At 74.8% G+C, this 14,367-nt stretch carries 11 protein-coding genes; 7 read left to right on the forward strand and 4 right to left on the reverse strand.

All coding sequences use genetic code 11. The features are described 5' to 3' along the window. The first annotated feature begins 408 nt into the window (after positions 1-408). The 5 genes from ACIBH3_RS10575 to ACIBH3_RS10595 all read left to right on the forward strand — a co-directional run bounded on the left by ACIBH3_RS10575 (position 409) and on the right by ACIBH3_RS10595 (position 5,826). Positions 409-1,689: an aspartate kinase gene (locus ACIBH3_RS10575; RefSeq protein WP_396311540.1), complete on the forward strand. Its 1,281-nt coding sequence runs from the start codon at positions 409-411 to the stop codon at positions 1,687-1,689. Continuing rightward, positions 1,686-2,741, forward strand: a complete 1,056-nt coding sequence (locus ACIBH3_RS10580) for an aspartate-semialdehyde dehydrogenase (protein ID WP_396311541.1) — start codon at positions 1,686-1,688, stop codon at positions 2,739-2,741. Before ACIBH3_RS10575 ends, ACIBH3_RS10580 begins: the two co-directional genes overlap by 4 nt. A 250-nt stretch (positions 2,742-2,991) precedes the next feature. Beyond that, positions 2,992-3,510 carry a SigE family RNA polymerase sigma factor gene (locus ACIBH3_RS10585; protein ID WP_396311542.1) on the forward strand — a complete coding sequence of 173 codons (519 nt, stop codon included), beginning with the start codon at positions 2,992-2,994 and terminating at the stop codon, positions 3,508-3,510. After that, positions 3,507-4,853, forward strand: a complete 1,347-nt coding sequence (locus ACIBH3_RS10590) for a hypothetical protein (RefSeq protein WP_396311543.1) — start codon at positions 3,507-3,509, stop codon at positions 4,851-4,853. The genes ACIBH3_RS10585 and ACIBH3_RS10590 overlap by 4 nt, the downstream gene beginning before the upstream one ends. 193 nt (positions 4,854-5,046) lie before the next feature. Then, positions 5,047-5,826 (forward strand): SURF1 family protein, encoded by a 780-nt coding sequence (locus ACIBH3_RS10595; protein WP_396311544.1) that lies wholly within the window; start codon positions 5,047-5,049, stop codon positions 5,824-5,826. Between the two features lie 24 nt (positions 5,827-5,850). On the opposite strand, the gene ACIBH3_RS10600 is transcribed toward ACIBH3_RS10595, so the two are convergent. From ACIBH3_RS10600 to ACIBH3_RS10615, 4 genes are all read right to left on the reverse strand, one after another. Next, entirely contained in the window at positions 5,851-6,387 is a 537-nt protein-coding gene (locus tag ACIBH3_RS10600; RefSeq protein ID WP_396311545.1) for a hypothetical protein, read from the reverse strand. Continuing rightward, positions 6,384-8,210, reverse strand: coding sequence for a S9 family peptidase (locus ACIBH3_RS10605; protein ID WP_396311546.1), 1,827 nt, complete (start codon positions 8,208-8,210; stop codon positions 6,384-6,386). Before ACIBH3_RS10605 ends, ACIBH3_RS10600 begins: the two co-directional genes overlap by 4 nt. 159 nt (positions 8,211-8,369) lie before the next feature. Then, positions 8,370-9,809, reverse strand: a complete 1,440-nt coding sequence (locus tag ACIBH3_RS10610) for an MFS transporter (protein ID WP_396311547.1) — start codon at positions 9,807-9,809, stop codon at positions 8,370-8,372. A gap of 87 nt (positions 9,810-9,896) precedes the next feature. Beyond that, positions 9,897-10,259 carry a nuclear transport factor 2 family protein gene (locus ACIBH3_RS10615; protein ID WP_396311548.1) on the reverse strand — a complete coding sequence of 121 codons (363 nt, stop codon included), beginning with the start codon at positions 10,257-10,259 and terminating at the stop codon, positions 9,897-9,899. Between the two features lie 135 nt (positions 10,260-10,394). On the opposite strand from ACIBH3_RS10615, the gene ACIBH3_RS10620 reads away from it, so the two are divergent. Both ACIBH3_RS10620 and ACIBH3_RS10625 read left to right on the forward strand, forming a co-directional pair. After that, a complete protein-coding gene (locus tag ACIBH3_RS10620) occupies positions 10,395-13,328 on the forward strand; it encodes an AAA family ATPase (RefSeq protein WP_396311549.1) in 2,934 nt (977 codons plus the stop codon). 281 nt (positions 13,329-13,609) lie between these two features. Further along, a complete protein-coding gene (locus ACIBH3_RS10625) occupies positions 13,610-14,293 on the forward strand; it encodes a Crp/Fnr family transcriptional regulator (protein WP_396311550.1) in 684 nt (227 codons plus the stop codon). The last annotated feature ends 74 nt before the right edge of the window (positions 14,294-14,367 follow it).

Here is a 14,367-nt window from a genome sequence, read left to right on the forward strand (position 1 = left end):
GACGAGCCGGACGAGCAGGACGGGTCCGATGGGTACGATGGGTCCCCACGGGCCGGACGGCACGCCGGACCGGGCCCCGCGGCCGACGGGGCCGCGCGGAGTGTGACGAACGCCTCGGCGGGAGGGTCCGGCGCTGCTGCGGCAAAGAATTCCGGATTCCGCCGCCGGCTCCCCGGCGATTCTGCGAGCCCGCCCCGGATCCTCCGTAGACCTGCCGGTCCGGCCCGTCCTGCATGGCCCACCTGCTGAAACAGGTGTCTCACCATACGGAATGCGGCGGGTGGGCCGCCCCTGCTCGGTAGACTGACGCCGACCGCAGAACCCCCGTTCCCCGGGGGTCTGGGGGCCGTGAGGCGCCACCCGCGTCCTCCGAGGGCCCCCGAAACCGACACAAGTCGAGGAGCGCACGTGGGCCTTGTCGTGCAGAAGTACGGCGGCTCATCCGTTGCGGATGCCGAGGGCATCAAGCGCGTGGCCCGTCGCATCGTGGACACCAAGAAGGCCGGCCATGAGGTCGTCGTCGTGGTCTCCGCGATGGGCGACACGACGGACGAGCTCATCGAACTCGCGGAGCAGGTGTCCCCGATCCCTGCCGGCCGCGAGTTCGACATGCTGCTGACCGCTGGAGAGCGGATCTCCATGGCACTGCTGGCCATGGCGATCAAATCCCTGGGCCACGAGGCGCAGTCGTTCACCGGCAGCCAGGCCGGAGTCATCACCGACTCGGTTCACAACAAGGCCCGCATCATCGACGTGACGCCGGGCCGGATCCGCACCGCCCTCGACGAGGGCAACATCGCGATCGTGGCCGGCTTCCAGGGCGTCTCGCTGACCAGCAAGGACATCACCACGCTGGGCCGCGGCGGCTCCGACACCACGGCCGTGGCGCTCGCCGCCGCGCTGAAGGCCGAGGTCTGCGAGATCTACACCGACGTGGACGGCGTGTTCACCGCCGACCCGCGCGTGGTGAAGAAGGCCCGCAAGATCGACTGGATCGCGTACGAGGACATGCTGGAGCTGGCCTCGTCCGGTTCCAAGGTGCTGCTCGACCGGTGTGTCGAGTACGCGCGGCGTTACAACATCCCGATCCACGTACGCTCGTCCTTCTCGGGTCTCCCGGGGACACTGGTGAGCAACGACAATCCGCACATGCCCGAAGGGGGCGAGATGGAGCAGGCCATCATCTCCGGAGTCGCCCACGACACGTCCGAGGCCAAGGTGACGGTCGTCGGCGTGCCGGACAAGCCGGGCGAGGCGGCCCGCATCTTCCGCGCCATCGCGGACGCCGAGGTCAACATCGACATGGTGGTGCAGAACGTCTCCGCCGCGTCCACCGGTCTGACCGACATCTCCTTCACCCTGCCGAAGACCGAAGGCCAGAAGGCCATCGACGCGCTCGGCCGGGTCAAGGACGGCATCGGCTACGAGTCGCTGCGCTACGACGACGCGATCGGCAAGATCTCCCTGGTCGGAGCCGGTATGCGCTCCAACCCGGGGGTCACCGCGACCTTCTTCGAGGCGCTCTCCGAGGCCGGCGTCAACATCGAGCTGATCTCCACCTCGGAGATCCGCATCTCGGTGGTCACCCGCGCCGACGACGTCAACGAGGCCGTTCGCGCCGTCCACACCGCCTTCGGGCTGGACAGTGAGACGGACGAGGCGGTCGTCTACGGAGGGACCGGCAGGTGAGCCGGAGGCCGAACCTCGCCGTCGTCGGCGCCACCGGCGCCGTCGGCGGCGTGCTGCTCGGCATCCTGTCCGCCCGCGCGGACATCTGGGGCGAGATCCGCCTCATCGCCTCCCCCCGCTCGGCCGGCCGCCGGCTGACCGTGCGCGGGGAGGAGGTCGAGGTCGTCGCGCTCCGCGAGGAGGCGTTCGACGGGATCGACATCGCCCTGTTCGACGTCCCGGACGAGGTCTCCGCCCAGTGGGCGCCGATCGCGGCGGCCAAGAGCGTCGTCGTGGTCGACAACTCCGGCGCGTTCCGGATGGACGAGGACGTCCCGCTGGTCGTCCCCGAGGTGAACGCGGCGGCGGCCCGGCTGCGTCCGCGCGGCATCATCGCCGGCCCGAACTGCACCACCCTCTCGATGATCGCGGTGGTCGGCGCGCTGCACGCCGAGTACGGGCTCACCGAGCTGGTGGTGGCCTCCTACCAGGCGGCCTCCGGAGCCGGCCAGGCCGGTATCGACAGCCTGCGCGAGCAGGTCAAGCTGGTCGCGGGCGGCGAGGTCGGCGAGCAGACCGGCGACCTGCGCGCGGTGATCGCGGACAACGGGCCGTTCCCGGCGCCGCTGGCGCTGAACGCGGTGCCGTGGGCCGGCTCGCTCGGGGAGGGCGGCTGGTCCTCCGAGGAGCTGAAGGTGCGCAACGAGTCGCGCAAGATCCTCGGTCTGCCGAGCCTGAAGGTGTCCGCCACCTGCGTACGGATCCCGGTGATCCGTACGCACTCGCTGGCCGTGCACGCGGTCTTCGAGCGTGAGGTCACCCAGCTGCACGCCCAGGAGATCCTGCGTGAGGCCCCCGGCGTCGTCCTGTACGACGACCCGGCGGCGGGCGAGTTCCCGACCCCGAACGACGCGGTCGGCACCGACCCGACCTGGGTCGGGCGGATCCGGCGGTCGCTGGACGACCCGACGGCACTGGACCTCTTCCTCTGCGGGGACAACCTGCGCAAGGGCGCGGCACTCAACACCGCCCAGGTCGCCGAGGTCGTGGCGGCCGAACTGGCGTACGAGTAGGAGACGTGTAACAAGGAGAGGTTTTGGACCTCTTTTGAGACGGACTGTCAGAATCCCCCTCCAGCCCCTGGAGGGGGATTCGGCGTATGCAGGAGAATGTCCCGCGGGCTTGGGGCAACCATGACAGGGGATCGAGTGTCCAACGGGCGTGGCGAACGTGGTGGGGGCAGGGGCGGGCATCGGGGCTACGGCCGTGGTGACGCTGTCCCCGCACGCCCTGTGGCCGGCGGATAGGCCGGTAGAGAGCACGATGACGGCGGCCCCAGCGAGTGTCGCGGGTACCAGCGAGGACCTGCTCACCGAGACCTACCAGGCGCACTACCGCTCCCTGCTGCGGCTGGCCGCGCTGCTCCTGGACGACCTCTCCACCTGTGAGGACGTCGTCCAGGAGGCGTTCATCCGGGTGCACGCGGCCAGGCGCCGGGTACGGGAGCCGGAGAAGACCCTCGCCTACCTGCGCCAGACCGTCGTCAACCTCTCCCGCTCCACGCTGCGGCGGCGGATCCTGGGCCTGCGGCTGCTGCCGAAGCCGATGCCTGACATGGCCAGTGCAGAAGAGGGCGCCTACGATGCGCTGGAGCGCGACCAGTTGAAGGCCGCGCTCAAGGGGCTGCAACGCCGTCAGCGGGAGGTGTTGGTGCTGCGCTACTACGTGGACATGACGGAGGTACAGGTCGCCGAGACCCTGGGGATCTCCCTCGGCTCGGTGAAGGCCTACGGTTCACGCGGTCTCGCCGCGCTGCGGGTGCAGATGGAGGCCGGGGGATGACCGAGGATCAGGGGGCCCGGAGCCGGCCCGGGGAAGGGACGCCGGGGAGGTCCGGCGCACCGGGGGAGCCGGGGGAGCCAGGGGACGAGCTGCTCTCGTCCGAGGAGTGGGTGGTGCGGGAGCTGATGCGGCGGGCCGTCGCGGACGTCCAGCCCGATCCGGCGGCGCTCGCCCACATCCGCCGGTCGGTGCCGCGCCGGCGGGCCGTACGCCGGGGTGCCTGGACGGGCGCCGCCGCGGCGGCGCTGGCCACGGTCGGGCTGCTCCCGGCCGTGCTTCCCGTCCTGCACGACGGCGACCACCTCGGGCTCTCCGGCCGGCCGGGGTCCGTCGGCACGGCGGGCGGGGCGCCCGGCGAGCAGTCCGCCGTCTCGGCGGTGACCGGCGGCACGAGCCAGGGCCGGCCCGCCTCACCCCGGCCGAGCGGTACCGGCGCCGACGCCTCGGGCACGGCCGCGAGCCCGGGCCCGGAGACCGCCCCGACCCCGCGGACCCCGAGCGCCGCCAGCGGCAGCGCCTCCACCGCCGGCGGCGGCGTCACCGCGGGCAGCACCGCACCCGACTCCGTGACCGGTACGGCGGCCGGACCCGTACCGCGCTGCGACAGCAACGACCTGGGCCAGGGCTCGGCGTACGTGGGCGCGGCGGACGGGCAGGGCGCGGTGTACGGGTACTTCAGTGTGATCAACGTCTCCGGGCGCAGCTGCGCCCTGGGCGGGCCCGGGGCGGTGCTGGTCAGCGCGACCACCGGGACGGCGGCCCGCGACCGGGTCAGGATCGTCGACCACACGGCGGGTGACCCGGCGGTCGGGCTGCCCGACCCGGCCAGGGCCACCGCCGCGGGGACGGCCTCGGGCCTGGGGACGGCCGAGAGTGTGCTGGTACTGCCGCCGCAGGGCGGGTACCGGGTGCAGTTCGGCTGGCTGCCGGACGGCGGCTCGTGCCAGAGCCCCCCGGTGACCTCCCCGGCCTCGGCCTCGCCGTCGGCGTCGACGGGGCCGTCCGGGTCCGGGACGGCCGGGCCGGGCCCGTCGACCCGCGCCTCGGCCGCGCCGAGGGCGGGGGAGGCCGCCCCCGAGGCTCCGCCGAGCGCGGCGACGGGCAGTGGCGGCGAGGGTGCCACCGGCTCGCCGGGACCGGCCGCGTTGACCTCGCCGAGCCCCAGCGCCGGTACGCCTGGTCCGAGCAGCCAGTCGCAGCCGTCCGTCACCCTCACCCACACCGCGGCCCCCGGCGGGCCCACCGCCACGGCCGTCCTCACCGGCGCCTGCTCGGGCACCGTCTACCGCACCGCCCCGCAGCCGGACCCGACCCACCCGGCCGCCCCACCGGCCACGGGCTGACCGGCTGCGCATCGCGCGACCACCGAGAGCCCCCCGGAGCGCCCCCGCGTGGGCGGCACGGGAGCGGGCCGGAGCGGGCCCAAGTGGGAAGCCGTCCCGGCCGACTTCCGGTGCCGGCGGAGTCGGCACCGGGCGGTGGCAGGGCGGACCCCTGTGGTCGGGCCGCGCCGGGTGGGTGGTTACCGTGGGGGGTGTGTACCGGTTCCTCCTGACTCCGCGCTGGCTGAGCGGCACCGTGCTGGCCCTGGTGGCCGTCGCGGTGTGCCTCTGGCTGGGCTCCTGGCAGCTCGGACGCTTCGAGGACCGGGTCTCCTCCCATCGTGCGGTCAGCGCCTCGGCCGGTGACCCCGGCCCGGCCGCGCCGCTGGGTGAGGTGCTCACCGGCGCAGCGCCCGCGGTCGGCACCACCACCGTCGGCAAGGCGGTCTCCGTGACCGGCAGCTTCGACGCGGCCCACCAGCTGATCGTCCCCGACCGGGTGCTGGAAGGCCGGCGCGGCTTCTACGTGCTGACCCCGCTGCGGACCGCCGACGGCCGTACCGTCGCCGTCGTCCGGGGCTGGGCCCCGGGGGCGCCGGCCGAGGTGCCCGCGCCGCCGACGGGTGAGGTGGCCGTCACCGGACGGCTCCAGGCCGGCGAGAGCAGTGGCAGCGGCGGTGCGGTGGCGGGCGGGCTGCCGGCCGGTCAGCTGGGCACGATCAGCCGCGCGACGCTCGTCAACATGCTGCCGTACGACGGCTGGTACGACGGGTGGGTGGCGGCCGACGGCGTGCCGACTGGTCTGACGGCCGTGCCGACCGTGCAGCCGCAGGGCGGGGACGGGCTCAGCCTGCGGGCGTTCCAGAACCTCGGTTACACCCTGGAGTGGTTCGTCTTCGGGGGCTTCGTGGTCTTCATGTGGTTCCGCCTGGTGCGCCGGGAGGCGGAGGCGGAGCAGGACCGGGCCCTGGGACTGGACCCGGTCCTGGAGTAGCCGCTCCCGTGAGCGTCCGCCCGGTCAGCGCTTCGGCGTGGCCGGCTTGGGCGGGGCGGGCTGCGTCGCAGCCGGCGGAGTGACGGCCGGCGGTGTGACGGCCGGCGGTGTGACGGTCGGCGGGGCCGACGCGGGGGTGGTGGCCGGCCGGCCGCAGCTGCGGGTCGACGTACCGGTGCCGGGGCTGTGGTGGTGATTGTTGCTGTTGCTGCCCCCCGAGGAACTGCCCCCGGAGGAGCCGCCGTCCGAGGACCCCTTGGATCCCTTGCCGCCCTTGGCGCTCTTGGAGCTCTTGGAGCTCTTGGCCAGCAGCGCGGCGTCCACCAGCCCGGTGCCACCGCCGGTGCGCGTCATCGCCCGGGTGGCGGTCCCGGCAGTCCCGGCGGGAGCGGTAGTGGCGGTGCCGGCACCGGCGGCCCTGGTGGTGGTCGTGGCGGGTGTGGGCGGGGCGGACGTCGGGGCCGGGTCGTAGCAGTCGTCGCTGTCCTGCCCCGAGCAGCTCGCGAGCGCGAGCAGCACCGTCGCCACCGCGGCGGCCGTCAGTGTGGTGCGTCTGATCATCGGGCGCCCCGCTGACCCGGCAGGTGCCGCAGCGCGAAGTCGATCTCCAGCCGCAGCTGCTTGATCCGCTCCTCCATCACCAGCGAGCCGTGGCCCGCGTCGTACCGGTAGACCTCGTGCGGCTTGTCCAGCTGCTCCAGCCGCTCGACGTAGTTCTCGATCTGCCGGATCGGGCAGCGCGGGTCGTTGACCCCGGCACTGATGTAGACCGGTGCCTGCACCCGTTCGACGTACGTCAGCGGGGAGGAGGCGGCCCAGCGCTCCGGCACCTCCTCCGGGGTGCCGCCGAAGAACGTGCGGTCCAGCGACTTCAGCGCCTCCATCTCGTCGGCGTACGCCGTGAGGTAGTCGGCGACGGGGACGGCGGCCACGCCGAGCGTCCAGTCGTCCGGCTGCACGCCGAGGCCGAGCAGCGTCAGGTAGCCGCCCCAGGAGCCGCCGGACAGCACCAGCCGGGCCGGGTCGGCGAGGCCGCTCTCCACCGCCCAGGCCCGCACCGCGCCGATGTCCTCCAGCTCGATCAGGCCGACCCGCTCGCTCAGCGCGTCCGTCCAGGCCTGGCCGTAGCCGGTCGAGCCGCGGTAGTTGACCCGGACGACGGCGAAGCCGTGGTCCAGCCAGGCGGCCGGGCCGGCGGCGAAGGAGTCGCTGTCGTGGTGTGTCGGGCCGCCGTGGATCTCGAAGACCGTCGGGTACGGGCCGGGGCCCGCCGGGCGCTGGACCAGGGCGTGCACGCGCCCGCCGGGCCCCTCCACCCAGACGTCCTCGACCGGCACCGAGCCGGGCGGCACCGGTCCGGGCGCCCGCAGCACCACGGCGCCGGAGGTGGAGCGGACGGCGGACGGCTCGGCGGCGGAGGACCAGAGGAACTCCACCGTGCCGTCCGGACGGGCGGTGGCGCCGCCGACCGTGCCGCGCGGGGTCTCCAGGCGGACCAGCAGCCCCTTCTCCAGGTCGTACGAGAACAGCTCGCTGCGCGCCTCGAACTCGTGCTCCACCAGCAGGGCGGTCGCGCCCGGCCGCCACTGCGCGGAGACGTCGCCGGGCAGGGCGTGCCCGTCCTCGTCGCGCAGCAGCAGTTCGGTCTCGGCGCCGGTGACGACGTCCCAGAGCATCGGCTCCCAGCGGCCCCGGCGCTGATGGGCCACCAGCATCCGGGTGTCACCGTCGACGGGGGCGAAGCCGAGGCAGGCCACACCGCGCGGTTCGCTGCGGCCGGTCACCTCGTCCAGCTCGGCGACGGTCGCGCCGTCGGCGAGGCGTACGACCCGGATCGCCGCGTGCATCGCGTCACCGTGCTCGGTGTGGTCGATGCCGAGCAGCGTGCTGTCGCAGGAGAGGTCGCCGACGCCGCCGTACTCCTCGTGCCGGTAGATCTCCTGCGGACCGGCCGCGCCGGGGCGGCGCAGGTGCAGGGTGGTGCCGTCCTCGTCGGTGGAGCGGCCGACCACCACGGTGCCGTCGCGGCCGAGCGCCAGGCCGGCCGAGTAGGAGGCGGCCAGGCCGGGCACGGCCTCCTCGTCCGGCCCGCCCGCGAAGGGCTGGCGGCGCCAGATCCCGAACTCGTCGCCGTCGTTGTCGTCGAACCACCAGATCCACTCGCCGTCGGGGGACAACTCGGCGTCGGTGGTGCCGTTCGGCCGGTCCGTCACCCGGCGGTGGGCGTCGGTGGCGCGGTCCCAGGCGTACACCTCGTACGTCCCGGTGGCGTTCGACACGTACAGGGCCCGGTCGGGGGCGTCCTCGGCCCAGTCCGGCAGCGATACCCGTGCCGCCCTGAACCGCTGCTCCCACGCCGGGACGGCGCTCTTCTCGTCGCTCATCCGGACACCCTGCCCGCCCGGTCGCCGCTGAGGCAAGCGGGCCGCCCGTGGTGGGACGGGGGCGGCCGGGCGGCGGCCGGCGGTGGACGGCGGTGGGCCCGGCAGCCGCCGCCGCCGAGCCCGCCGATCGAGGGTGGGTGGGGGCGCGGGCCCGGACGGTCAGGTGACCGGGTGTCCGTCCCGGCGGGGGAGGAGCTGGACGAGGGCGACCATGACGAGCTCCAGGACGGCCAGCGCCGCCACGCTCACCTCGAACGCCTGCGGGTAGTCGGCGGCGCCGTAGAAGACGATGCCGATCAGCGCGATCCCCAGCGCCCCGCCGACCTGCTGGACCGTCGCCAGGACCCCGGCCGCCGAGCCCACCAGCTGCGGGCTGACCCCGGCCAGCACGATGGTCGTCGACGGGGCGATCACCAGACCCATCCCGAGACCGTCCACGAACAGCCCGGGCGCCAGCCACCAGACGCTGCCCGTGCCGCCCAGCCCGTACGCGGTCAGGCCGAGCAGGCCCAGGCCGGCCGCCATCAGCAGCCCGCCGACCGCGACCACCTGGCGGCCGAGCCTGGCGGCGAACCGGTGCGCGCTGGTGGAGGTGAGCAGGTAGCCGGCGCCGATGCTGACGAAGACCAGCCCGGCACCGAGCGCGTCCAGGCCGCGCCCCTGCTGGAGGTAGAGCGCGAGGACCAGGAAGAACGAGGCCTGGCCGAGCCAGAAGGCCAGCTGCGCGAGGATCCCGGCACTGAACGCGCGCTCGCGGAACAGCCGGGTGTCCACCAGCGGGTGGGCGCTGTGCCGGTGCTGGTGCACCCCGAACCCGGCGAGCAGCGCCGCGGAGCCCGCCAGGCAGAGCCAGGTCCAGAGCGGCCAGCCCTGGTCGCGGCCCTGGATCAGCGGAAGGACCAGGGCGACCAGCGCGGCGGTGACCAGCAGGACGCCGGTGAGGTCGAGGCCCGGGCGCTGCGGGGCCCTGGACTCGGGGACCGAGCGGCGCAGCACCGCCAGCGCGCCGAGGCCGACCGGAAGGTTGATCAGGAAGCAGCTGCGCCAGTCGAGTCCGAAGAGGTCCGCCCGGATCAGCAGGCCGCCGATCAGCTGGCCGAACACCGCCCCGACGCCCATCGTCAGCCCGTACAGCGAGAACGCCCTCGCCTGGGCCGCACCGGAGAAGGAGGTGCGCAGCATGGCCAGCACCTGCGGGCCCATCAGCGCCGCGGACAGGCCCTGGAGGGCCCGGGCGCCGATCAGCGCGGCGGCGGTCGGGGCGAGGCCGCAGCCGGCCGAGGCGAGCGTGAACAGAGCGAGGCCGAGGCCGAAGACCCGGCGCCGCCCGTACCGGTCGCCGAGCCGGCCGGCGGTGATCAGGCCGCCGGCGAGGGCGAGTCCGAAGCCGGCGATCACCCATTGGACGGCGGTGGGGCCCGCTCTCAGGTCCAGTTGGACGGAGGGTATGGCGACGTTGACGATGAAGAAGTCGAGCGCGGTCATGAAGGTGGCGGCCAGGACCACCAGCAGCAGGCCCAGGGCGGAGGGTTCCCCGGTGGCGGGCGCGGCGGGGGCGGTCGTGGCGGTGGTGGTGCTGGCCGGCAGGGTGGTGGCCATCGTGGTTGCTCCTCGGGTCAGTGGTGGGCGGGGGGCGGGCCGGTCGGGCCCGCCCCCGCCGATGGTGTGGTCGGGCGACGGGCTCGTTCAGGCCGCGGGGACCTTGTCCAGGAAGCCGAGCACCGAGCCGATCCGGCCGTCCGCGTCGGCGACCAGCACGTCGAACCCCACGATCAGGGCCTCGGCCCCGGCCGGTCCGAGATCCCAGGTGAACCGGGCCAGGTTGTGGTGCGAGTCCACCGCGCCGAGGGTGAAGACCAGCCCCGGGAACTGCGCCTGCGCGGCGCCGATCGCGGCGTCGATGGCGGCCGGGCCGGTGACCTCCATCAGCGGGTCGGTGTAGCTGCCGCCCTCGCTCCACAGCTCGTCGATCAGCTTGCGCCGGGCGGCCGGCTCGGTCTCGTTCCAGGTGGCGATGTAGCGCTCGGCGAGCTGCTGGAGGTCAGCCATGATGTGCTCCTTCATCCGGTTCTGCGGGCCGTTCCCGCTGGTCAAAAAGGTACGGAGGAAGCGTGCCGGGCGAATCGGTCACGCATGGGTAATGCCGGTGGGGCGTACCGGTATTGGGGTCGGTAGGGTCGGGCCATGCTGTACGGGCGGGAACACGAGCAGGACGTCATCGGCCGGTTGCTGGACGAGGTGCGCGGGGGTGGCAGCGGGGTCCTGGTGCTGCGCGGCGAGCCCGGGATCGGCAAGACCGCGCTGCTGGAGCACGCCGCCACCGCGGGGGCCGGGGCCGGCTTCCGGGTGATCCGGGCCACGGGCGTGGAGTACGAGGCCGAGCTGCCCTTCGCCGGACTCAACCTGCTGCTGGCGCCCGGTCTGGACCGGCTGTCGGCCCTTCCGGGGCCGCAACGGCGGGCCCTGGAGGGCGCGTTCGGCCTCGCGGACGGCGCGGACGGCGCGGACGGTGTGGACGGCGCGGACGGTGTGGGCGCGGCCGCGGGCGCGGCCCGGCCCGGGGATCGGCTGCTCACCGGCCTGGCCACCCTCGGGCTGCTCGCCGAACTCGCCTCCGATCAGCCCCTGTTGTGCCTGGTCGACGACGCCCAGTGGCTCGACCGTTCGTCCGCCGAGGCGCTGCTGCTGGCCGCCCGCCGGCTCCGCGTGGAGGGCATCGCGCTGCTGCTGGCCGCCCGGGACGGCGAGGGATCCCTCCCGTCGGCCGGGCTGCCGGAGCTGCGGCTGACCGGGCTGGCGGACGAGGCCGCCGCGGCCCTGCTGGCCGCGCGGCAGCATCCCGCGCTGGGCGCCGCGCCGACCACCGCCCCGGACGAGGGGGCGGCAGGCGCCGAAGCGCCCGGGCCGGTGCCGGCCCTGTCGGCCGTCGGGCGGCGCGTCCTCGCCGAGGCGGGCGGCAACCCGCTCGCCCTGACCGAACTCCCTGCCGCACTGGCCGCCGAGGCCGCCCCGCCCGCCTCGGCCACCCCCGCCGCCTCGCGAGCCGGATCAGCCGGGCCGGTGGCCATGGCGGCGGGGGCCGGCAGCCAGGGACACCAGGACGTCGCCGCCCCCGGTGGACTCCCACTCACCAGCCGGCTGCAACTCGCCTTCCACGGCCAGGTGACCCGGCTGCCCGCCGCCACCCAGACGCTGCTGCTGATCGCCGCCGCCGAGGAGACCGGCGACCTGGCGGTCGTCCTGCGCGCCGCCGCCGCCCTCGGCGCGCTGCCCGAACACCTGGCCCCGGCCGAGGAGCTCGGCCTGGTCCACATCTCCGCCGACCGGACGCTGACCTTCCGGCACCCCCTGCTGCGTGCCGCGATCCTCCAGCGCGCCCCGCTCCAGCAGCGCCTGACGGCCCATCGGACCATCGGCGAGGCGCTCGACGACGACGACCGCCGCACCTGGCACCTCGCTCTCGCCGCCACCACCCCCGACGCCGAGCTCGCCGACGCGCTGGAACGCGCCGCCGTACGGGCCGAGGCCCGCGGCGGTCACGGCGGCGCGGCGGCCGCGTACGAGCGTGCCGCCCGGCTCACCCCCGACCGGGACGGCGGCACCCGGCGCCTGGTGCTCGCCGCCGAAGCCGCCACCGAGGAAGGCAAGTTGGAGCAGGCGGAGGCGCTCGCGGACCGTGCCGCCGCCCGTACCGACGACCCCTTCGCGCGCGCCCTGCTCGACCATGTCCGGGCCACCGCGCACTTCTGGCGCGGCGCCTACCCCGCCGCGTACCGGCTGCTGCTCGACGCCGCGGCCACCCCCGGCATCGAGAGCCGGCACGCCGCCCGGATGCTCTTCCAGGCCTTCCACGCCGCCTGGTACGTCGGCGAGGAGCCGGTCGCGGCCGTCCTCGACCGGCTGGCGGCGCTGCCGCTGCCGGACGGCGACCCCACCGCGCCGCTCGCCCGCCACCTGCTGGCCGGCACCCTCCCGCTGCTGGGCCGCCCGGCCCCGCCGCTGCCCGCCGCCCGGGACACCGAGGCCGCCGCCCGCCGGGCCGGCGCCGCCGTCCCGAGCGACCTCGTCCAGGTCTGCGGCGCCACGCTGATCCTCGGCCGGGACGACGAGACGTACGAACTCGCCACCGACCTGGTCGCCGAGGCGCGTGCCAAGGGCACCGTCGGCGTGCTGCCCACCCTCCAGTTCTTCCTGGCGGAGGCCGAGCTGTTCCACGGCCGGCACCGCGACGCCGAGGTCACCGCCAGCGAGGCGCTGGCCCTCGCCGAGGACACCGGGCAGCGCCAGTGGGTGAGCCAGCTCAGGGCGCTGCTGGCCTACCTGGCGGCGCTCTCCGGCTCCGCCGAGGAGTGCACCGCCCTGGCCGGTGCCGCACTGGCGGGCGGCGGCAGCGCCGCCGCCCCGGGCGAGCCGTGGGCGCAGTGGGCGCTCGGCATGCTCGATCTCGGTCAGGGCCGGGCGGCCGGCGCCGCCGACCGCCTCCAGCAGCTCACCACCGGCCGCTACCGCCACCACGTCTCCGCCACCCGGGCCGTCCCCGACCTGGTGGAGGCCGCCGTCCGGCTGGGTGCGCCGGAGCGCGCCGCCGAGCCGTACGAACGCTTCGCCCGCTGGTCGGCCGCCACCGCGCTGCCCTGGGCGGAGGCCCTGCGCCTGCGCTGCCAAGCCCTGCTGAGCCCGGACGAACTCGCCGAGCCCACCTACCTGGCCGCCCTGAAGCTCCACCAGGCGGCCAACCGGCCCTTCGAGCAGGCCAGAACCGCCCTGCTCTACGGCGAGTGGCTGCGCCGCGAGCGCCGACGTACCGACGCCCGCCCCCGGCTGCGGGCCGCCCTGGAGGCCTTCGACCTGGTCGGCGCGCACCCGTGGTCGGACCGGGCCCGCACGGAACTCACCGCCACCGGCACCGTCGCCCCCGCCGAGCCCGTGGCCGGTCCGCTGGCCGGCCTGACCCCGCAGGAGCTGCAGATCGTCCGGCTCGCCGCCCAGGGCCTGTCCAACCGGGACATCGCCGCGCAGCTCTTCCTCAGCCCGCGCACGGTCGGCCACCACCTCTACAAGGCGTACCCGAAGCTCGGCGTCGCGGCTCGCGGCGAACTCGCCGCCCTGGTGGGCTGATCCGGCCGCCGCAGAGGCGGTGCGAGCCCGCCCGCACCACCCCGCCCGCACCATCCCACCTACCGCCCGTCAGGGCCGGTGTCCGCCGGGACACCGGCCCTGACGGCTGCTCAGTACTGCCGGTGTGTGCCACCCGAGGCCGGATCGCACCGTAGCCTGCTGATCCGGGCCCGTCGCCCGGTTCGGGGACGGTGCTGCCGCCCGACCCGGATGGGGCGCCGTCGAGGGAACGCGCCGTGCACCGGTCGGACGGGGTCGAACGCGCAGACGAGAGGCAGTCGATGGAGTTCGAGGATCGGGTTCCGTTCGTGGTCCGGTTGGAGGCCGAGGACCGGCAGGCGCTGCTCGCGTCCGGATCCCGGCTCGTCTTTCCGGTACGGCAGGTGCTGTTGCGCGAACACGAGCCGTCGGCGCACGTCCTGATCCTGCTCTCCGGCTGGACGAAGGTGACCTCGGCCGCGGCCAACGGCTACGAGGCGCTGCTCGCCCTGCGCGGGCCCGGTGACATCGTCGGGGAGGGGGCGGCGCTCAGCGGCCGGCACCGGTCGGCGACCGTCACGGCGCTGGGCCAGGTGGAGGCGCTGGCCGTCGAGGCGGAGCGGTTCGGCGCGCTTCTCGATCAACGCCCGGCGATCTCCAAGAAGTTGCTCGCGCTGATCGCGGACAGGATGCGCGACAGCGATCGCCGACGCCTCCAGTACGCCGCCCTGAACGTGCAGGAGCGGCTCGCCCTGTTGCTGCTGGAGCTGATCCGCAGTCACGGGCAGGAGACGCAGGAGGGCGTGCACCTGACGCCGGGCCTCACCCAGAGTGAGCTGGCGGGCTCGGTCGGCGCGTCCAGGGAGGCGGTCGCACGGCTGCTGAAGGGGCTGCGGGAGCGGGGGATCGTCCGCACCGAGCGCCGGGGTCTCGTGGTGATCAGGCCCGACGTGCTGCGGAGGATGGCGAGCCAAGGGGGCCGGTGATCGGCACTCCGCCGCGCTCGAAGGCTTGTTCTGTGTACACGGTCACATTCCGAGTGTGCTAGTTTCCGTCGCCT

Origin of the sequence: Kitasatospora sp. NPDC050543 (genome assembly GCF_044457565.1) — a bacterium.
Lineage (GTDB): Bacteria > Actinomycetota > Actinomycetes > Streptomycetales > Streptomycetaceae > Kitasatospora.